Source organism: Pseudomonas sp. NFX5 (genome assembly GCF_049132125.1).
Classification (GTDB): Bacteria; Pseudomonadota; Gammaproteobacteria; order Pseudomonadales; family Pseudomonadaceae; genus Aquipseudomonas; species Aquipseudomonas marginalis.
In genome coordinates this window covers 305,944-325,472 of the sequence record NZ_JAFMZG010000023.1, presented here as the reverse complement: position 1 = coordinate 325,472, position 19,529 = coordinate 305,944, and the positions used below count along the sequence as shown (strand labels likewise).

Below are 19,529 nucleotides of genomic sequence, written 5' to 3'. Positions count from 1 at the left end.
CGGTTACCTTACTGGGGCCGCTCCGCGGCCCAACGCGGGGCAAGCCCGCTCACCACAACAAGCCCGCTCGCCACGACAAGCCGGTTCACTACAACAAGCCCGCTCGCCACAGGTTATTTACCAGACGGTGAGGGATACCATGCATAACCCCTGCGCCCTGATCCCGGTCTACAACCACGAAGCCGCCGTGCCCGCCGTGGTCCACAGCCTGTTGAACAGTGGCCTGCCGTGCCTGTTGGTGGACGATGGCAGCAGCCCGGCCTGCGCAGCGGTGCTGGCGCAACTGGCGCGGCTGGACAATGTCACCCTGCTGACCCTGCCGACCAATCAGGGCAAGGGCGGCGCAGTGATGGCGGGCTTTCGCGAAGCGGCGCGCCTGGGCTTCAGCCACGCGTTGCAGGTCGATGCCGACGGCCAGCACGACCTGCGTGAAGTCGAAACGTTTATCGACGCGTCCCGCAGGCAGCCCCACGCAATCATCTGCGGCTACCCCGAATACGACGAAAGCGTGCCCAAGGGCCGTTTGTATGCGCGTTACCTGACCCATGTGTGGGTGTGGATCAACACCCTGTCACTGCAGATCCGCGACTCGATGTGCGGCTTTCGCGTGTACCCGCTGGCACCGGTGCTGGCGCTGATGGACTCGGCCTATATCGGCACGCACATGGACTTCGACTCCGACATCCTGGTGCGCCTTGCCTGGCGCAACCAGCCGATGCGCTGGCTGCCGACCCAGGTGCATTACCCCGCCGACGGCCTGTCGCACTTCCGCCTGTTCCGCGACAACGTACGCATCAGTGCCATGCACACCCGCCTGTTCTTCGGCATGTTGGTGCGTGCGCCGCTGATCCTGTGGCGACGGTGGCAGGCATGAGCGACAGCACCAAGCACTGGGCCGACCGCGAAGAACGCGGCAGCTACTGGCTGATGAAATTCACCGCCCTCGCCGCCAAGGTCCTCGGCCGCCGCCTGCTGAGCCCGGTGCTGTACGGCATCGTGCTGTACTTCTTCCTGTTCGGCCGCACCGCGCGCCAGAGCGCCTGGCAATACCAGCAGCGCCTGGCCGACTGGAGCGGGCGCGATGAACTGCGCCCCAGCCAGCGCAGAGTCTTTGCCCAGTTCATGGCCTTCGCCGATGCCCTGCTCGACAAACTCGACGTGTGGAACGGCAAGCTGCGCCTGGAGCAGATCGAGATCAACGACCCGGCGAAACTGCGCGGGCAACTGCGCGCCGGGCGCGGGCAGATGCTGGTGGGCGCCCACCTGGGCAACCTCGAAGTGTGCCGCGCGCTGGCGGAAATCGGCGAACAGGTCACCATGAACGTGCTGGTGCACACCAAGCACGCCGAACGCTTCAACCGTCTGCTGGGCGAAGCTGGTGCCACCCACTTGCGCCTGATCCAGGTCAGCGAGCTGGACCCGGCCACCATGCTGCTGCTCAGCCAGCGCCTGGACGACGGCGAGTGGCTGGCGATTGCCGGCGACCGCGTGCCCTTGCATGGCGGGCGCACGGTGCGCGTGGATTTCCTCGGCCATGACGCCGCGTTCCCCCAAGGCCCGTGGCTGCTGGCGGGCCTGCTGAAATGCCCGGTCAACCTGCTGATGTGCCTGAAACACCAGGGCCGCTATCGCCTGACCATCGAGCCCTTCGCGCAATTGATCGAATGGAAACGCAGCACCCGCGAGCAGGTCATCGCCCTGTGGACCGCGCGCTACGCCGCACGCCTGGGCCAGTTCTGCCTGGAAGCGCCCCAACAATGGTTCAACTTTTACCCTTTCTGGAAGACCGATGACGACGCATCTTGAGCCGGTAACCTTTGGCGAACGCCCCCTGCGCATCGAAGACGTGCTGGCCCTGGCCAACCGTCAGGTGCCTACCCAGCTGCAAGGCGATCCCGCGTATCGCCAGCGCATCGCCAAGGGCGCACAGTTCCTCGACTCGCTGCTGGACAAGGAAGGCGTGATCTACGGCGTGACCACCGGCTACGGTGACTCCTGAGTGGTCGCGGTGCCGTTGCAACACGTGGAGGCCCTGCCCCGTCACCTGTATACCTTCCACGGTTGCGGCCTGGGCAAGTTGCTCGACGCCCAGGCCACCCGTGCGGTGCTGGCGGCGCGCTTGCAGTCGCTGTGCCACGGTGTCTCCGGGGTGCGCGTGGAACTGCTGGAGCGCCTGCATGGGTTCCTCGAACACGACGTGCTGCCGCTGATCCCGGAAGAAGGCTCGGTGGGCGCCAGCGGTGACCTGACCCCGCTGTCCTACGTGGCCGCGACCCTGTCCGGCGAACGCGAAGTGCTGTTCCGTGGCGAGCGTCGCCAGGCGGCCGACGTGCACCGCGAACTCGGCTGGGAGCCGCTGGTACTGCGCCCCAAGGAAGCCCTGGCCCTGATGAACGGCACCGCGGTGATGACCGGCATCGCTTGCCTGGCCTTCGCCCGCGCCGATTACCTGCTGCAACTGGCCACCCGTATCACCGCGCTGAACGTGGTGGCGCTGCAAGGCAACCCGGAACACTTCGACGAGCGCCTGTTCGCCGCCAAGCCACATCCGGGGCAGATGCAAGTCGCCGCCTGGCTACGCAAGGATCTGGCGATCGACGCGCCGACCGCGCCGCTGCATCGCCTGCAGGATCGCTACTCGCTGCGCTGCGCGCCCCACGTCCTCGGCGTGCTCGCGGACAGCCTGAACTGGCTGCGTTCGTTTATCGAGATCGAGCTGAACAGCGCCAACGACAACCCGATCATCGACGCCGAAGAAGAACGCGTGCTGCATGGCGGGCACTTCTACGGCGGGCATATCGCCTTTGCCATGGACAGCCTCAAGACCCTGGTGGCCAACGTCGCCGACCTGCTTGACCGCCAGCTCGCCCTGCTGGTGGACGTGCGCTACAACCACGGCCTGCCGAGCAACCTGTCCGGCGCACCGGCGGACCGCGCGATGATCAACCACGGTTTCAAGGCGGTGCAGATCGGCACCAGCGCCTGGACCGCCGAAGCACTGAAAAACACCATGCCGGCCAGCGTGTTCTCGCGCTCCACCGAGTGCCACAACCAGGACAAGGTGAGCATGGGCACCATCGCCGCCCGCGATGCGATCCGCGTGCTGGAGCTGACCGAACAGGTCGCCGCCGCCACCCTGCTCGCCGCCAACCAGGGTGTGTGGCTGCGCGCCCAGGCCGACGACGCACGCCCGTTGCCGCCGGCGCTGGCGGCCATGCATGCAGAGCTGGCCCAGGACTTCCCGCCGGTCATCGAAGACCGTGCTCTCGAAGGCGAACTGCGCCTGTGCCTGCAACGCATCGCCGAGCAACACTGGAGGCTGCATGCGTAGCCCTGGCGTATTGCACAGCGACACCGAAATCCTGGTGCCGTTTTTTGACGTCGACACCATGCACGTCGTCTGGCACGGGCATTACGTGAAGTACCTGGAAGTCGCACGCTGCGCGCTGCTGGACAAGATCGGCCATAACTACACGGCGATGCTCGAAGCCGGCTACGCCTGGCCGGTGATCGACATGCAACTGCGCTATGTGCGCGGTGCGGTGTTCGGCCAGACGATCAACGTGCGCGCCAGCCTGGTGGAGTGGGAGAACCGCTTGAAGGTCAATTACCTGATCACCGACCTGGCCAGCGGCGAGCGCCTGACCCGCGCCAGCACTGTGCAGGTGGCGGTGGACATCGCCACTCGCGAGATGCAGCTGGCGTCCCCCAAAGTATTCACCGACGCCGTCGACAGGGCCTTGTCATGAAACTGATCACCTTCCTCGGCGCGTTGCTGCTGTCGCTTCAAGCCCAGGCCTTCGACCTGCAACAACTCAGCGACCAGTTGGCCAAACCCTCTGTGATCCACGGCAGCTTTATCCAGGAAAAACACCTGCGTGCGCTGCCGCAGCCGTTGGTCAGCAAGGGCACCTTCGTCCTGGCCAAGGACCACGGCCTGCTGTGGCTGCTGAAAACCCCGCTGCAACAGGACTACCGCATCAGCGCCCAAGGCATTGCCCGGCGTGACGCCAACGGCTGGCAACTGCTGCCGAACAAGAGCGCCGGCGCCGAACAGAACCGTCTGTTCCTCGCCGTGCTCCAGGGCGACAGCAGCGGCTTGCAGCGCGACTTCGAGCTGCAACTGCAAGGCGAAGCCCGGCAATGGAAGCTCACGCTGATCCCGCGTTCACTGCTGCTCAAGCAGGTATTCACCCAGATCAATATCGACGGCGGTGAACTGGTGCAGAAGATCGAACTGCTGGAAACCCAGGGCGACAGCACCGTGCTGCGCATGCAGGACAGCAGCGCCGGCCAGCCATTGAGCGACGCGGAGCAACACGATTTTGCCCAGTGAGCGCCTGCTGCCCCGCCTGTTCCTGATCCTGCTGGTGGCCGTGCTGGCCCTGGCCGGCTGGCAGTGGCGCGATGGTGCACCGCTGTCGGCCAACCTGATGGAGCTGGTGCCGGGCAGTACGCCGGACGCCCTGGAACTGCAAGCCGAACAGCGCATGCAGGAGCCGCTCAACCGCGAAATGCTGGTGTTGGTGGGGCACGCCGATCGCCAGCAAGCGGTGGCCGTCGCCCAGCAATTGGGCGAGCGCTGGCAGGCCAGCGGCTTGTTCGAGAAGGTCCAATGGAACCTGCAAGCCGACCTGCCGGCACTGCGTGAACAGTTGCTGCGCGGGCGGCTGGCGATGCTCTCGACCAAGGACCGCGAACAACTGATCGACCACCCGGACGCGTTCATCCAGCAACGGGTGCAGTCGCTGTTCGACCCCTTCACCGGCTTCAGCCTGGTGCCGAGCCAGGACGACTGGCTGGGCCTGACCGGGCGCATCCAGAACAGCCAGCCGCAACGCGGCTCGGTGCAACTGGACATCGGCAGCGGCGCCTTGATCGCCGATGCCGACGGCAAGAGCTGGGTGCTGCTGCGGGCGCGCACCACCGGCAATGCCTTCGACATGAAACTGCCGCTGCAGGTGGCGGATCTGCTCCAGGCCAGCCGCACGCAGGCCGGCGAACACGGCGCGCAATTGCTCGCCGCCAGCGGTTTGCTTTACGCCGCCAATGGCCAGCAGCAGGCCACGCGGGAAATCACCTGGGTCGGCGGCGGCGCCACCGTCGGCATTCTGCTGCTGCTGTTGCTGGCGTTCCGCCGCTGGCGAGTGCTGCTGGCGTTTGTACCGGTGCTGGTGGGCATGCTGTTTGGTGCCGTCGCTTGCGTGGCGCTGTTCGGCCATATGCATGTGATGACCCTGGTGCTCGGCTCCAGCCTGATCGGCGTCGCGGTGGATTACCCGCTGCACTACCTGTCGAAAAGCTGGAGCATGAACCCCTGGCGCAGTTGGCCGGCATTGCGCCTGACGCTGCCAGGGCTGAGCCTGAGCCTGGCCACCAGCTGCATCGGCTACCTGGCGCTGGCCTGGACACCCTTCCCGGCCTTGACGCAAATCGCGGTGTTCTCCGCCGCGGGCCTGGTCGGCGCCTACCTGTCAGCGGTGTGCCTGCTGCCGGCACTGCTCAAGGGTGTCGAACTGCGCCCGGCCCAATGGCCGCTGCGCGTCGCCGAATGCCTGTGGCGGGTGCGGGCCACCTTGCTCAAGCGTGTGCCCAGTCCGGTGCTGCTGGTGTGGGTGCTGCTGTTCTGCGCCGGCGGCCTTTGGCAGCTGGACAGCAAAAACGATATCCGCCAGTGGATCGGTGCGCCGCCGCAACTGCTGCAAGAGGCACAGGCCGTGGCGCGCATTACCGGTTTCCAGCCCACCAGCCAGTTTTTCCTGATACGGGCCGACAACCAGCCGCAGTTGCTGGAGCGGCAAGCCGCCCTGGGCCAACGCCTGGACCAACTGGTGAATATGGACAAGCTCCAGGGTTACCTGGCGCTCAACCAACTGGTCAGCCTGCCCGCCGAACAGCAGCAACTGCGCGATGCCCTGAGCACACTCCCACAGCATTGGCAGCCGCTGCTGGACCTCGGCGTGCCCGCCGGCGCCCTGCACGCCGAAGTCGCGCAACTGCAAGCGCTGCCCACCGAAGACATCGACGCTGCGCTGGTGGGCCCCTTGGCCGAACCCTGGCGCACGCTGTGGCTGGGCCCGGTGGACGGCGGCGTGGCGGCCATGGTCAGCCTGCAGGGCTTGAACAACCCGGCGCTGCTGCGGGTGCAGGCCGTGGACCTGCCCGGCGTGCAGTTGGTGGATCGTCTCGGGGATTTGAACCGTGTATTCGCCGACACGCAGATCAGCGCCGCCGAATTGAAGTTGATGTCGTGCGTGCTGATCGTGCTGTTACTGATCCTGCCGTTCGGTTTCGGCGGGGCCTTGCGCATCGTCGCCCTGCCGTTGCTGGCTGCACTGTGCAGCCTGGCCAGCCTGGGTTGGCTGGGCCAGCCGCTGACCCTGTTCAGCCTGTTCGGGTTGCTGCTGGTCACGGCCATCAGTGTCGACTATGCGATTTTGATGCGCGAACAGATCGGCGGCCCCGCTGTCAGCCTTTTAGGGACGCTGCTGGCAGCGCTGACGACCTGGTTGTCGTTCGGCCTGCTGGCGGTGTCCAGTACCCCGGCAGTGAGTAATTTCGGCCTGTCGGTCAGCCTGGGCCTGGCATTCAGCTTTATGCTGGCCCCCTGGGCCGGCCAACGGAAACACGCCTCATGAATGTAGTTATCGCCAAAGCGGCAAGGAGCCCTCGTGCCCATAGTTGAAATGGAACGTCGCCAGGTGGTGGTGATTGGTGCCGGGCCATCCGGCGCGATTGCCGCCGCACTGCTCAAACGCAAAGGGCATGATGTATTGATCATCGAGCGCCAGCATTTCCCGCGCTTCTCGATCGGAGAAAGCCTGCTGTCGCACTGCATCGATTTCATCGAAGAGGCCGGCATGCTCGACGCCGTGCAGGCGGCGGGATTCCAGGTAAAAACCGGTGCCGCGTTTGCCTGGGGCGAGCGTTACAGCGCGTTCGATTTCGGTGACACCTTCAGCAACGGCAAGCCCACTACCTTCCAGGTGCAGCGCGGCGAGTTCGACAAGTTGCTGGCCGATCAGGCCGCCCAGCAAGGCGTCGACATCCGCTACGGCGAAACCATCGTCGGCGTGGATTTCTCCGGTGAGTGCCGCTACCTGCATGTGCGCCGCGAGAACGGCAGCGAGTACCACATCAAGGCCAAGTTCGTGCTCGATGCCAGCGGCTACGGCCGCGTGCTGCCGCGCCTGCTCGACCTGGAGGCGCCGTCGAATTTCCCGCTGCGCCAGGCGGTGTTCACCCACGTTGAAGACCGCATCGAACACCCAGGCTTCGACCGCACCAAGATCCTGGTCACCACGCACCCTACGAAGCGCGATATCTGGTTCTGGACCATCCCGTTCAGCAACGGTCGCTGCTCGGTGGGTGTGGTCGCGGCCAAGGCGCATTTCGACGCGCGCGATGCGGACCTCGACGCCTGCCTGCGCGGTTTTATCGACGAAACCCCGAGCTTGTCCGGCGTGCTGGACAACGCCGTATGGGACACACCGGCGCGCACCATCGGCGGCTACTCGGCCAACGTCAAAACCCTGCACGGCCCCGGCTTTGCGCTGCTGGGCAATGCGGCGGAATTCCTCGACCCGGTGTTCTCCTCCGGCGTGACCATCGCCATGCGCTCGGCGAGCATGGCCGCCGGCGTGCTGCATCGTCAGCTCAAAGGCGAGACCGTGGACTGGCAAACCGAGTTTGCCGAGCCGCTCAAGCGCGGTGTCGACACCTTCCGCTGCTACGTCGAGGGCTGGTATGCAGGCACCTTCCAGGATGTGATTTTCCACCCCGGCAGCTCACCGGACATTCGCCGGATGATCAGTTCGATCCTCGCAGGTTACGCGTGGGACGAACGCAACCCGTTTGTCAGCGAGCCCAAGCGACGTTTGCGGATGTTGTCGGAAATTTGTGCGAGTGAACCGGTATGACGTCTCAATACCTGAGTAAAAACTACGTCGAAGAAACCCGCTTCGGCTTCTGGTTCCTGCGCAGCCATACCTGGCAGCACCATGTATTGCGCGTGGCAATCAACGACCTGCGCAGCCTGTTCACCGACCCGTTGCCCGAGGCGCCGGTGCTGCTGGACGCCGGTTGCGGCCAGGGCAAGTCATTCCAGTACTTGCAACAGGTGTTTGCCCCCGCGCGCCTGATCGGCCTGGATGCCGACCCCCACAGCCTGGAGCTGAGCAAGGCCGAAGCCGCGCGCCAGGGCCTGGCCATCGAATTGATCGGCAGCGACTGCGCCACCCTCGATGTGCCGGACGCCAGCGTCGACATCCTGTTCTGCCACCAGACCTTCCATCACCTGGTTGAACAGCATCGCGCACTCAAGGAGTTCTACCGGGTGCTCAAGCCGGGCGGTTACTTGCTGTTTGCCGAATCCACCGAAGCCTATATCGACACCTGGGTCATTCGCTGGTTGTTCCGCCATCCCATGCATGTGCAGAAAAGCGCCGAAGAGTACCTGCAGATGCTCCGCGAGCAGGGCTTTGAGTTCGGCCCGCAGAACGTTTCGTACCCCTACCTGTGGTGGAGCCGTTCCCGCGACTTCGGCCTGCTGGAGCGCTGGGGCCTGCTTACCCCGCCGCCGGTGGGCCAGCGTGAGGAAACCCTGGTCAACTGCGTGGCGCGCAAACCCCTGGCGAGCGCCACACCATGATGCGCAGCCTGTTGATCGGTTGCCTGTTGCTGCTGAGCGCCTGCGCCAGCCAGGCGCCGCTGCCTGAAAAAACCCCGGCCCTGGCCTTGCCGCTACAGCTGCATGTGCAGCGCCTGGCGGACGGCCAGAGCCAGGACTGGCTGCTGGTGATCCAACGCGAAGGCGGCGCAATCCGCTGGTCGATGATGGACCCCCTGGGCATTCCCCAGGCCCGGCAAAAACTGATCGATGGCCAGTGGCAGGCCGACGGTCTGTTGCCGCCCAATCCCCAGGCGCGCGAGCTGTTTGCCGCACTGTTGTTTGCCTTGGCCTCGGCCGATGACGTACGCGCGCTCTACCCCGGCGCCCAGGCGATGGACCTCACGCGGACCCTGCCGGGCCATTGGCAGATCGTCTACCAATCGTCAGAAGTCTTCAGTGTGAACATGAGCGACCAGCCCTTGAGCTACCGCATCACGCCACTCGGTGCCGCCCGATGAGCGCCTACCTCAATGCCCTCGGCGTGATTTGCGCCCTTGGCCGTGGCCAGGCCGCCGTCAGTCGCAGCCTGTTTGCCGGCGACTGCTCGGGAATGCGTGCCGAAAGCGGCTGGGTGCCGGAGCGCACGCTGCCGGTAGGCAGTGTGCACGGCGAGCTGGTGACCATCCCGGTGGAACTCGGCCAGCAAAGCAGCCGCAATAACCAACTGCTGCTGGAGGCGGCGCTGCAGATCGAGGGCGAGATCCGCCAGGCGATCCACCGCTATGGCGCCTCGCGGGTCGGGGTGGTGCTCGGCACCAGCACCTCGGGCATCGACGAAGCCAGCCGCGGTATCGCCCAGTACCTGCGCGATCAGCACTTCCCCAGCGACTACGACTACCAGCAACAGGAACTCAGCGCCCCGGCGAATTTTCTCGCCGACTGGCTGCAACTGAGCGGCCCGGCCTATGTGATTTCCACCGCCTGCACCTCCAGCGCCCGGGCCTTGATGAGCGCACAACGCCTGCTCGACCTGGGAGTGTGCGACGCGGTGCTCTGCGGCGGCGTCGACAGCCTGTGCAAGCTGACCCTCAATGGGTTCGACGCGTTGGAAGCGGTGTCCAACGAACGCTGCAACCCGTTTTCGGTGAACCGCAACGGCATCAATATCGGCGAAGCGGCGGTGCTGTTCCTGATGACTAAAACGCCTGCGGCGATCGCCCTGCTCGGCAGCGGTGCGAGTTGCGATGCGCACCATATCTCCGCGCCGGAACCCGCCGGCAAAGGCGCGTTGCAGGCGATGCGCAAGGCCCTGGCCAGTGCGAACGTGCAGCCCGGGCAGATCGGCTACCTGAACCTGCACGGCACCGCCACCCAACACAACGACGCCATGGAAAGCCTGGCCGTCGCCAGCCTGTTCCCCGACGGCGTGGTCTGCTCGTCGACCAAACCCATGAGCGGCCACACCCTGGGCGCGGCCGGCGCGCTGGAAGCCGCGTTCTGCTGGCTGAGCCTGGCCCATGGCCGGGTGCCGCCCCATGTGTGGGACGGCCAGGCCGACCCCGCGCTGCCCGCCCTGCAATGGGCGCAGGCGGGGGACACCTTGGAAAAACGCTGCCTGATGAGCAACTCGTTTGCCTTCGGCGGCAACAATGTCAGCCTGATAATCGGAGAGGCCCCATGACCGATTGGCCACTCGCCGAACTGCTGCCCCACGCCGGCGACATGATCCTGATCGACCAGGTGCTGTCGTTCGATGAAGAGCAGATTCACACCCGCCTCACCGTCAAGCCCGGCGGCCTGTTCAACCGCCCTGACGGCAGCCTGCCGGCCTGGGTCGGCATCGAGTTGATGGCGCAGAGCGTCGCCGCCTACGCCGGCTGCCGCGCCCGTCAAAAGGGTGAAGCGGTGGAACTGGGCTTCCTGCTCGGCACACGCAAGTTCGAGTGCAACGTGGAACACTTCCGGGCCGGCGCCGAGTTGAACATCCACGGCCTGCGTTCCCTGGAAGACGACAACGGCATGGGTGTGTTCGAATGCCACCTCACCGGTAGCGGTATCCAGGCCAGTGCGCGCCTGAATGTATTTCGACCGCCCCAGGCGGCCAACTATTTAGATGAATCGAAGGACGAAACGCCATGACTGAACCCGTACTGGTCACCGGCTCCAGCCGTGGCATCGGCCGCGCCATTGCCCTGCGCCTGGCCCAGGCCGGGCATGACATCGTGCTGCATTGCCGCAGCGGTCACGCCGAAGCCTGCGCGGTACAGGTCGAGATCGAGGCCTTGGGCCGCCAGGCGCGGGTGCTGCAATTCGATGTGGCGGACCGCGCCGCGTGCAAGCAGATCCTTGAAGCCGATGTTGAGCAACACGGTGCTTATTACGGCGTGGTGCTCAACGCCGGCCTGACCCGCGACGGTGCCTTCCCGGCCCTGTCGGAAGACGATTGGGACGTGGTGATGCGCACCAACCTGGATGGTTTCTACAACGTGCTGCACCCGGTGATGATGCCGATGATTCGTCGTCGCGCAGCCGGGCGTATCGTGTGCATCACCTCGGTCTCCGGGTTGATCGGCAACCGTGGCCAGGTCAACTACAGCGCCTCCAAGGCCGGCCTGATCGGTGCGGCCAAGGCCCTCGCCATCGAACTGGGCAAGCGCAGGATCACCGTCAACTGCGTCGCCCCCGGTTTGATCGACACCGCCATGCTGGATGAAAACGTACCGGTGGAAGAACTGATGAAGATGATCCCGGCGCAACGCATGGGCACCCCGGAAGAAGTCGCCGGTGCGGTGAATTTCCTGATGTCGGCCGAAGCCGGCTATATCACGCGCCAGGTCCTGGCCGTGAATGGAGGCCTGTGCTGATGAAACGCGTCGTCGTCACCGGCATGGCCGGCGTGACCTCCCTGGGCAGCGACTGGGACACCATCGCCGCCAACTTCCGCGCCAACCGCAGCGGCATCCGACGCATGGACGAGTGGGAGCGTTTTACCGAGTTGAACACGCGCCTGGCCGGGCCGGTCGATGATTTCGTCGTGCCCGCCCATTGGACGCGCAAGCAGCTGCGCAGCATGGGCCGCGTCTCGCGCCTGGCGGTGTGGGCGGCGGAGCAGGCGTTGCAGGACGCGGGCTTGCTCGGTGACGAGTCGATCAAGGACGGGCGCATGGGCGTGGCCTGTGGCTCGTCCACCGGCAGTACCGATGAGATCAAGGCCTTCGGCAATATGTTGCTGAACTCGGTGGCCGAGGGGCTGAACGCCAACTCCTACGTGCGCATGATGCCCCACACCACAGCGGCGAATATCAGCATCTTCTTTGGCCTCACCGGGCGGCTGATCCCCACGTCCAGCGCGTGTACCAGCGGCAGCCAGGGCATCGGCTATGCCTATGAAGCGATCAAGTTCGGCCGCCTGCCGTTGATGCTCGCCGGCGGCGCCGAGGAGCTGTGCCCCACCGAAGCCATGGTGTTCGACGCGCTGTATGCCACCAGCCTGAAGAACGATGCGCCGCAGACCAGTCCACGTCCCTACGACAGCGGCCGCGATGGCTTGGTGATCGGCGAAGGCGGCGGCATGCTGGTGCTCGAAGAGCTGGAACACGCACTGGCGCGGGGGGCGCATATCCATGCCGAGATCGTCGGTTTCGGCAGCAATGCCGACGGCCAGCACACCACGCGCCCGGAACAGAAAACCATGCGCCGCGCCATGGAGCTGGCCCTGGAAGATGCGGGCCTGGAGCCGGCCGCCATCGGCTACGTCAACGGCCACGGCACCGCCACCGACCAGGGCGATATCGCCGAGACCCAGGCTACCAGCAGCCTGTTCGGCAGCCGCATGCCCATCAGCTCGCAGAAAAGCTTCCTCGGCCACACCTTGGGCGCCTGCGGTGCGCTGGAATCGTGGTTCAGCATCGAGATGATGAACCGCGACCAATACGTGCACACCTTCAACCTGGACTCCGTCGACCCGCAATGCGGCGAGCTGGATTACCTGCAGGGTGAATTCCGCGAGATGCACCACGACTACGTGATGAACAACAACTTTGCCTTTGGCGGCGTCAATACTTCGTTGATCTTCCGCCGCTGGTCCTGACTTTTTAATCGATTGGAGAATACGGAATGTCTTCCTTGCTACGCGTCACCCTGATCACCCTGGCTCTGCTGGTCACCGCCGGCTGCACCAGCAAGCCGGTCCTCAACACCCAGCACGACCTGCCGGCCGACGCCCAGGTCAGCGAAGAAAAGATGAAAAAGGTGATCGTCAACGCCCTGCAAAAACGCGATTGGACAGTGCAACGCCTGAGCCCGCAACTGGTACAGGCCGAAATCATCGTGCGCAACCAGTACTACGCGGCCATCGACATCCGCTACACCCGCAACAGCTACGCCATCACCTACCGCGACAGCCGCCAACTGGGCTACAAGGACGGCAAGATCCATCGCAACTACAACCGTTGGGTGAACAACCTGGACAGCGACATCATGGCGGGACTGCGCAGCAATGGCGTGAGTGGTGAGGCAGGGTCGGCAGCGCAGTTGTTCGAGCAGACGGGAACGTCGAAGTAAAACCAAGGCCGGGCACATCCTCTGTGGCGAGCGGGCTTGCCACAGAGAGCCCGTTGGCGGTGAGTTATTGCACCGCCTTGCGCGTCAACAACTCCACAAACGCCTGCGCCATCGGCGTTTGTGCGCCTTTGCGCTGCACCAGCCATACCGCCGTCACCGCCTCCTGATCCAACAAGGTGCGATAGACCACGCCATCGATGCGTATCCGTTGGTACGACGCCGGCAGCACCGACACGCCCAAGCCCGCCGCCACCAACCCGATGATGGTCATCGCCTCCCCCGCTTCCTGGGCGAAGTGCGGGCTGAAGCCGGCATCACGGGCCAGGTTGAGCAGTTGGGCGTACAGGCCACTGCCGTAGGTGCGAGGGAAAAATACAAAGGGTTCCTCCGCCAGTTGCGCAAGGTGCAGGCCACGCTCACTGCCCTCCACTAAGGGGTGGTCAGCGTTTAATACGGCAACCAGCGGTTCGCGCATCAGCTCAATCACACTCAATGAGTCCGGCAACGGCAGCGGACGCATCAGCCCAACCTGGATCGACTCATCCACCAGCGATTCGGCCACTTCGGTGCTGCTCATTTCCTGCAGGTTCAGGTGCACCGCCGGGAAGGCTTGGCGAAACGCGAAGATCGCCTGCGGGATGCTGGAGTTGAACGGCGCCGACGAGGTGAAGCCGATCTTCAACTCGCCCAGCTCCCCCAACTGCGCACGGCGGGCCACGTCCGCCGCCTTGTCGACCTGGGCCAGCACCAACCGCGCCTCGTGCAGGAACAAGCGCCCGGCCTCGCTCAGTTCGACCCGACGATTGGTACGCTCAAACAAGCGCGCGCCCACCTCCTGCTCCAGTGCCTGGATCTGCTGGCTCAATGGCGGTTGCGAGATGCCCAGCACCTGCGCGGCACGGCCAAAGTGCAGTTCTTCGGCAACGGCAATGAAGTCCCGCAGGTGACGTAGTTCCATGCCAGCCTCATTAGGTCGTAAAAGCTATCAAACGGGTCGAACAATATATTGGAAAGAATCATTAGCCAGCTATATTCTTTTTTGCATTGCCAGTCCTGGCAGGCTTTTCCTCCCCGAGGTCTCCGTGAAATCTGCTGTCGCTCCATTCGCCCAAGACGTCCCGCCCACCGCCCTGGATGAGGTGGTGGCGCAGCTCAATGACGCATACATCGAAAAAGGCACGCCGATGTTCATGCGCACGGTGCTGGCGCTGTTCTCCGGCGGCTTCGCCACGTTCGCCCTGCTGTATTGCGTACAGCCGATGATGCCGGCGCTGTCCCACGAGTTCTCGATCAATGCGGCACAAAGCAGCCTGATCCTCTCAGTGGCCACGGCGATGCTGGCGCTGGGCTTGCTGATTACCGGGCCGATTTCCGACACCCTGGGCCGCAAACCGGTGATGGTCGCCGCGTTGTTTTGCGCCGCGCTGGCGACCATCGCCAGCGGCCTGATGCCGTCCTGGGAAGGGATTTTGCTGATGCGTGCGCTGGTGGGCCTGTCCTTGAGCGGACTGGCTGCCGTGGCGATGACGTACCTGAGCGAAGAAATCCACCCCCAGCACATTGGCCTGGCCATGGGCCTGTACATCGGCGGCAACGCCATCGGGGGCATGAGCGGACGCCTGATCATCGGTGTACTGATCGACTTCGTCAGCTGGCACACCGCAATGCTGATCATCGGCGCCCTGGCGCTGATTGCCGCCACGGTGTTCTGGAAGATCCTCCCCGAATCGCGCAACTTCCGCGCCAGCAGCCTCAAGCCGCGCAGCCTGGTGGATGGCTTCGTCATGCATTTCAAGGATGCCGGCCTGCCGTGGCTGTTCCTTGAAGCCTTCCTGCTGATGGGCGCATTCGTGACGATGTTCAACTACATCGGCTATCGCCTGCTGGCCGACCCGTATGGCCTGAGCCAGGCCTTGGTGGGCCTGCTGTCGCTGGTGTACCTCTCGGGCATCTACAGCTCGGCGAAAATCGGCTCCCTGGCCGACCGCCTCGGCCGCCGCCGCGTGCTCTGGGCCACCATCGTGCTGATGCTCGGCGGCATGGCCCTGACCCTGTTCACCCCACTGTGGCTGGTGGTGCCGGGCATGCTGATCTTCACCTTCGGCTTCTTTGGCGCCCACTCGGTGGCCAGCAGTTGGATCGGGCGCCGCGCGGTGAAAGCCAAGGGGCAGGCGTCGTCGCTGTATCTTTTTTGCTATTACGTAGGCTCAAGCATCGCCGGGACAGCGGGCGGCTTCTTCTGGCACTTCGGCGGATGGAACGGCATCGGCGCGTTTATCGTGGCGCTGTTGATGGGTGCGTTGCTGGTGGCGTTGAAACTGGCGAAGTTGCCGCCGTTGGGGAGCGCAAAAAGCGCGTAACACCTGCACCTCTGGCGGTTCCGACGAGCCAAGGTACACTGTCGGCATTCGTCAGTCTTGGTAAAGGAAAGCCAGAATGCGCCTGGACCAGCTTCATATTCAGAATTTTCGTTGCTACGAAGATGCCACTTTTGACTTTCAGCCGGGTTTTAACCTGGTGGTGGGGGTGAATGGGAGCGGTAAGACTTCGTTGTTGCAGGCGGTGGCGGCAAGCCTGTATTCGTTTTCATCGTCATTGGGGGGAGCGGCTCTTCAGATATCAAACCAAGATGCAAGGTTCGAAATCCAAGAGTTCGAGGGTCGCTATAGGTTTGAACGTATATATCCCGTGACACTGGATGCTGTCGGCTCCGCTTTCGGCCGCGCGGCTTGGAATGAATCGTTGGTACGTGAAGGTCAACTCAAGGTCTTTGATATCCCAGTACTCAACAGTTCAATTGATATCCTCAACCCATCATCAAAAAACATTGTTGATCTCCCGCTCATGGCTTTTTATCGAGCTGACCGCCGATGGAATTCGTCTGATATATCTGTTGAATTCGCAGCACGCCAACAACCCTCAAGACTAGACGCCTACAAAGACTGGTTTGATGCCTCTGCAAATCTAGAAACATTTGAAAGCTGGCTTATTGGAAAAACCTTAGAACGCCTTCAGAAAATGTCTCGTTCCACAGCATCACCCAAGTTCAATGACGAGCTCCAACTGATAAATTCAGCGCTGACCCACGCTCTACCTGACGCAAAAGGGATTGAGTACGACCTTGGTATTCGCAGCTTACTGGTGCATTTCGAAAACAATAGAAGCTTAACTTTTAACAGTTTGAGCGATGGACAGCGCGGCATGCTGGCAATGGTTTCTGACATAGCTCGGCGAATGTGCCTACTCAATCCACACTTAAAAAATAAAGTTTTAGAAGAGACAACTGGAATTGTCATAATCGACGAACTGGACATCCACTTGCACCCTGGATGGCAGCGGACAATAGCTTCGACTTTGAAAAAACTATTCCCTAAAATCCAATTCATCGCAGCCAGTCACTCGCCTCAAATTATTGGTAGTCTCAGGCCAGGAGAAGTCATTCTCTTAACTAATGAATCCCCCTCTCATCCCCGCGTTACTTATGGGTTAGACTCCAGCCGAATCCTTGAAGAAGTCATGGGTGTCTCCGAGCGCGAGCCAAAAGTAGAAGTACTTCTAAGCGAACTATTCAGCACCATCGAAGATAACGAACTGGAAAAGGCCAAAACCCAGCTCCAAGCACTTAAAAAACTAGCGCCAGACCTACCCGAATTTGCTGGTGCCCAAGCGCTGATTCGCCGCAAGGAGATACTCGGAAAATGAAACAAGTGTTCAAAGGAACTGAACCTGCTTCTTTTAGTCAGTGGAAAGCTTCAATCAACGACGAATGGGTACCCACATACTCTACGCTGCAGAATCCCGAAAAACGTGAACTGCATGTCAGCTTATTGCTGGAACAAGGTGGCTTTTGTTGTTACTGCGGCAGAGATATTGATGCTGCATCCAGCCACATCGAACACTTCCGTCCCCAGGAGCATTTCGAAGAGCTGGCGCTTGAATACCAAAACCTTCATGCCTCCTGCATCAGGGAAACCAAGCCCGGTTCGCCTTTGCATTGCGGGCACGTCAAAGGCAATTGGTTTGATGAAGCTGAACATATCTCGCCCACCGAGGACGGTTGTGAACTGCGCTTCCGCTATCTATTGACGGGGCAAATCCAAGCGACAGATACCAATGACTCGCCAGCAACAAAAATGATCGAAGTCCTAGCCTTGGATATCGCCTATCTGAACAACCGCCGACAAGATGCCTTAGAGCGCGTATTCGATCCGGCATTTGTTGCCCAGGCCACTGACGAGGACTTCAAAACCATTACGACTGCATTACGCGCGACAGAACTCGGTAATCAGCAAGCCTTCGATCATGTGGTTGCACGATTTGCAGAACAAATTCTGACACCCTGATCCCCGAGCACAGCACCGGATGTCTTCTCAAAAGACATCCGCGCCATCACCCGCTTGCCCCGGCGCTCATGCATGACTACGGCGCCGATATGCAGGACCAGCATCAGCAGCAACCCCACACACGAGAGCACATGCACACGGGTATACAGGGCGATGCGGGCCGGGTCGTGGTCGAGGGGGGCGATGGAGAGCAGGTTAAAGATATTGATCGGGCGATCCATCATCAGCACGCCGGTCGCCAACACCACGGCGAGCACCAGGTACATGGCCTTGTGAACCAGCAACGCCAGGTATTCCTGCAGTGTTCGCTTGACGGAAAAGTCCAGGCCGTGGGCAAAGGAACAATAGACCCGCAAGACAAACACCGGAATATAGACAGTGGTCAGCGACACGTTGAAGAACGCCACCCACGCCTTGACCGAGGCGGGCACGCTGAATACCGCCACGAAAAAACCCGACAATAACGCCCACACAATAATGACAGCCGAAACCCAATGCAGCAGTTTCTGGCTCGTTGAATACGCTGAAGTGTTCATCCTGAGATCACCTGACAATGAACGCCATGCACTGGCGAGAGGAAGAGTCGGGTAGGATTTTTACCGAGGCAAGTTACCGGAGGCTGTAGGAGAAATCCCAAAGCATCCACATTACCAAGGCAGGACTTAACGAACGCTGAAACGCAGCGAATCCCCCTTCGCCAGGCAAAGGGGGATCCGATTCAGGCGGGAGTATTACGGGTGGTATTGCGCTGACAGCTCGTGCACGGCCTGCAGGAAGGCACCCGCATGGTCCGGGTTCACTTCCGGAGTGATGCCATGGCCGAGGTTGAACACGTGGCCACTGCCTGTACCGTAGCTGGCCAGGATGCGGCCGACTTCGGTGCGGATCGCTTCCGGCTTGGCGTACAGCACGGTCGGGTCCATGTTGCCTTGCAGCGCGACCTTGCCACCGACACGACGACGGGCTTCGCCGATATCGCAGGTCCAATCCAGGCCCAGTGCATCCGCGCCAGCGTCGGCGATGCTTTCAAGCCACAGGCCACCGCCCTTGGTGAACAGGATGACCGGCACTTTACGGCCTTCGTGTTCACGGATCAGGCCGCTGACGATCTTGCGCATGTAGGCCAGGGAGAATTCCTGGTACGCCGCCGCCGACAGGTTGCCACCCCAGGTATCGAAGATCTGCACGGCTTGCGCACCGGCCATGATCTGGCCGTTGAGGTAGGAGGTGACCGACTGGGCCAGCTTGTCCAGCAACAGGTGCATGGCTTGCGGGTTGTCGTAGAGCATGGCCTTGGTCTTGCGGAAGTCTTTCGACGAGCCGCCTTCGACCATGTAGGTGGCCAGGGTCCATGGGCTGCCGGAGAAGCCGATCAGCGGCACGCGGCCGTTCAGCTCGCGGCGGATGGTGCTGACGGCGTCCATCACGTAGCCGAGGTCTTTGTGCGGGTCGGGGATCGGTAGGGCTTCGATATCGGCCAGGGTGCTGATGACTTTCTTGAAACGCGGGCCTTCACCGGTCTCGAAGTACAGGCCTTGGCCCATGGCGTCGGGGATGGTGAGGATGTCGGAGAAGAGGATGGCCGCATCCAGTTGCGGGTAGCGATCCAGTGGCTGCAGCGTGACTTCGCAGGCGAACTCCGGGTTCATGCACAGGCTCATGAAGTCGCCAGCGTGGGCGCGACTGGCGCGGTATTCCGGCAGGTAGCGACCGGCCTGGCGCATCATCCACACAGGGGTGACGTCCACGGGTTGCTTGAGCAGGGCACGAAGGAAACGGTCGTTCTTGAGGGCAGTCATGTCGGCATCCGCAAAAAAAGTGCGGGCATTTTCTCAGAGCGCGACGCAAAAGGCACGGCAAGAGCGGTGCCTTTTGTCTATCGGGTCAATTTGTCGCGGTAGCTAGCTGTGGTGAGGGGGCTTGCCCCCCGTCGGGTTCACCGCAGATCAAAGGGGCTGCTTCGCAGCCCGGCGCGGGACAAGCCCGCTCACCACAGCAAGCCCCTCCCACAT

General features: G+C 62.6%; 19 protein-coding genes and 1 pseudogene. 17 read left to right on the top strand and 3 right to left on the bottom strand.

Annotation, left to right across the window (positions count from 1 at the left end; translation table 11 throughout):
• The first annotated feature begins 139 nt into the window (after positions 1–139).
• The 14 genes and pseudogenes from J1N02_RS15785 to J1N02_RS15720 all read left to right on the top strand — a co-directional run bounded on the left by J1N02_RS15785 (position 140) and on the right by J1N02_RS15720 (position 13,174).
• Positions 140–874, top strand: coding sequence for a glycosyltransferase family 2 protein (locus tag J1N02_RS15785; protein ID WP_027604981.1), 735 nt, complete (start codon positions 140–142; stop codon positions 872–874).
• The gene (locus J1N02_RS15780; protein WP_146476834.1) at positions 871–1,806 is read left to right on the top strand and encodes a glycosyl transferase; all 936 of its coding nucleotides are present in this window, start codon (positions 871–873) and stop codon (positions 1,804–1,806) included. Before J1N02_RS15785 ends, J1N02_RS15780 begins: the two co-directional genes overlap by 4 nt.
• A pseudogene (locus J1N02_RS15775) lies at positions 1,790–3,331 on the top strand (HAL/PAL/TAL family ammonia-lyase). Before J1N02_RS15780 ends, J1N02_RS15775 begins: the two are co-directional and overlap by 17 nt.
• The gene (locus J1N02_RS15770) at positions 3,324–3,749 is read left to right on the top strand and encodes an acyl-CoA thioesterase (RefSeq protein ID WP_027604984.1); all 426 of its coding nucleotides are present in this window, start codon (positions 3,324–3,326) and stop codon (positions 3,747–3,749) included. The pseudogene J1N02_RS15775 and the gene J1N02_RS15770 overlap by 8 nt, the downstream one beginning before the upstream one ends.
• Entirely contained in the window at positions 3,746–4,336 is a 591-nt protein-coding gene (locus tag J1N02_RS15765) for an outer membrane lipoprotein carrier protein LolA (RefSeq protein ID WP_027604985.1), read from the top strand. The genes J1N02_RS15770 and J1N02_RS15765 overlap by 4 nt, the downstream gene beginning before the upstream one ends.
• A complete protein-coding gene (locus J1N02_RS15760; RefSeq protein ID WP_027604986.1) occupies positions 4,326–6,638 on the top strand; it encodes an MMPL family transporter in 2,313 nt (770 codons plus the stop codon). Before J1N02_RS15765 ends, J1N02_RS15760 begins: the two co-directional genes overlap by 11 nt.
• A gap of 33 nt (positions 6,639–6,671) precedes the next feature.
• Positions 6,672–7,919, top strand: a complete 1,248-nt coding sequence (locus J1N02_RS15755) for an NAD(P)/FAD-dependent oxidoreductase (protein ID WP_098480506.1) — start codon at positions 6,672–6,674, stop codon at positions 7,917–7,919.
• Positions 7,916–8,650 carry a class I SAM-dependent methyltransferase gene (locus J1N02_RS15750; RefSeq protein WP_421147477.1) on the top strand — a complete coding sequence of 245 codons (735 nt, stop codon included), beginning with the start codon at positions 7,916–7,918 and terminating at the stop codon, positions 8,648–8,650. Before J1N02_RS15755 ends, J1N02_RS15750 begins: the two co-directional genes overlap by 4 nt.
• Positions 8,647–9,129, top strand: coding sequence for a hypothetical protein (locus tag J1N02_RS15745; RefSeq protein WP_027604989.1), 483 nt, complete (start codon positions 8,647–8,649; stop codon positions 9,127–9,129). The genes J1N02_RS15750 and J1N02_RS15745 overlap by 4 nt, the downstream gene beginning before the upstream one ends.
• Positions 9,126–10,292: a beta-ketoacyl-[acyl-carrier-protein] synthase family protein gene (locus J1N02_RS15740; protein WP_421147476.1), complete on the top strand. Its 1,167-nt coding sequence runs from the start codon at positions 9,126–9,128 to the stop codon at positions 10,290–10,292. Before J1N02_RS15745 ends, J1N02_RS15740 begins: the two co-directional genes overlap by 4 nt.
• Complete coding sequence (locus J1N02_RS15735; protein WP_421147475.1) at positions 10,289–10,750, top strand: 3-hydroxylacyl-ACP dehydratase; 462 nt, start codon at positions 10,289–10,291, stop codon at positions 10,748–10,750. Before J1N02_RS15740 ends, J1N02_RS15735 begins: the two co-directional genes overlap by 4 nt.
• Positions 10,747–11,475: a 3-oxoacyl-ACP reductase FabG gene (gene fabG / locus J1N02_RS15730; RefSeq protein ID WP_027604992.1), complete on the top strand. Its 729-nt coding sequence runs from the start codon at positions 10,747–10,749 to the stop codon at positions 11,473–11,475. Before J1N02_RS15735 ends, fabG begins: the two co-directional genes overlap by 4 nt.
• On the top strand, positions 11,475–12,701 hold the full coding sequence (locus tag J1N02_RS15725) for a beta-ketoacyl-ACP synthase (protein ID WP_027604993.1): 1,227 nt from the start codon (positions 11,475–11,477) through the stop codon (positions 12,699–12,701). Before fabG ends, J1N02_RS15725 begins: the two co-directional genes overlap by 1 nt.
• Positions 12,702–12,727: 26 nt before the next feature.
• Positions 12,728–13,174, top strand: coding sequence for a hypothetical protein (locus J1N02_RS15720; protein ID WP_065946649.1), 447 nt, complete (start codon positions 12,728–12,730; stop codon positions 13,172–13,174).
• 64 nt (positions 13,175–13,238) lie between these two features.
• Here the strand turns inward: J1N02_RS15720 and J1N02_RS15715 are convergent, their stop codons facing one another.
• Positions 13,239–14,132 (bottom strand): LysR substrate-binding domain-containing protein, encoded by an 894-nt coding sequence (locus J1N02_RS15715; RefSeq protein ID WP_421147474.1) that lies wholly within the window; start codon positions 14,130–14,132, stop codon positions 13,239–13,241.
• Between the two features lie 172 nt (positions 14,133–14,304).
• Between J1N02_RS15715 and J1N02_RS15710 the strand changes: the two genes are divergently transcribed.
• The 3 genes from J1N02_RS15710 (at position 14,305) to J1N02_RS15700 (ending at position 17,517) form a co-directional block, all read left to right on the top strand.
• Positions 14,305–15,534, top strand: coding sequence for an MFS transporter (locus J1N02_RS15710; RefSeq protein ID WP_371914546.1), 1,230 nt, complete (start codon positions 14,305–14,307; stop codon positions 15,532–15,534).
• Between the two features lie 76 nt (positions 15,535–15,610).
• Complete coding sequence (locus J1N02_RS15705; protein ID WP_027604997.1) at positions 15,611–16,876, top strand: AAA family ATPase; 1,266 nt, start codon at positions 15,611–15,613, stop codon at positions 16,874–16,876.
• Complete coding sequence (locus tag J1N02_RS15700) at positions 16,873–17,517, top strand: retron system putative HNH endonuclease (protein ID WP_081744406.1); 645 nt, start codon at positions 16,873–16,875, stop codon at positions 17,515–17,517. Before J1N02_RS15705 ends, J1N02_RS15700 begins: the two co-directional genes overlap by 4 nt.
• Here the strand turns inward: J1N02_RS15700 and J1N02_RS15695 are convergent.
• Both J1N02_RS15695 and hemE read right to left on the bottom strand, forming a co-directional pair.
• Positions 17,475–18,053, bottom strand: a complete 579-nt coding sequence (locus J1N02_RS15695; protein ID WP_081744407.1) for a cytochrome b/b6 domain-containing protein — start codon at positions 18,051–18,053, stop codon at positions 17,475–17,477. The genes J1N02_RS15700 and J1N02_RS15695 overlap by 43 nt on opposite strands.
• 195 nt (positions 18,054–18,248) lie before the next feature.
• On the bottom strand, positions 18,249–19,316 hold the full coding sequence (gene hemE / locus J1N02_RS15690) for a uroporphyrinogen decarboxylase (protein WP_027604999.1): 1,068 nt from the start codon (positions 19,314–19,316) through the stop codon (positions 18,249–18,251).
• Between the last annotated feature and the right edge of the window lie 213 nt (positions 19,317–19,529).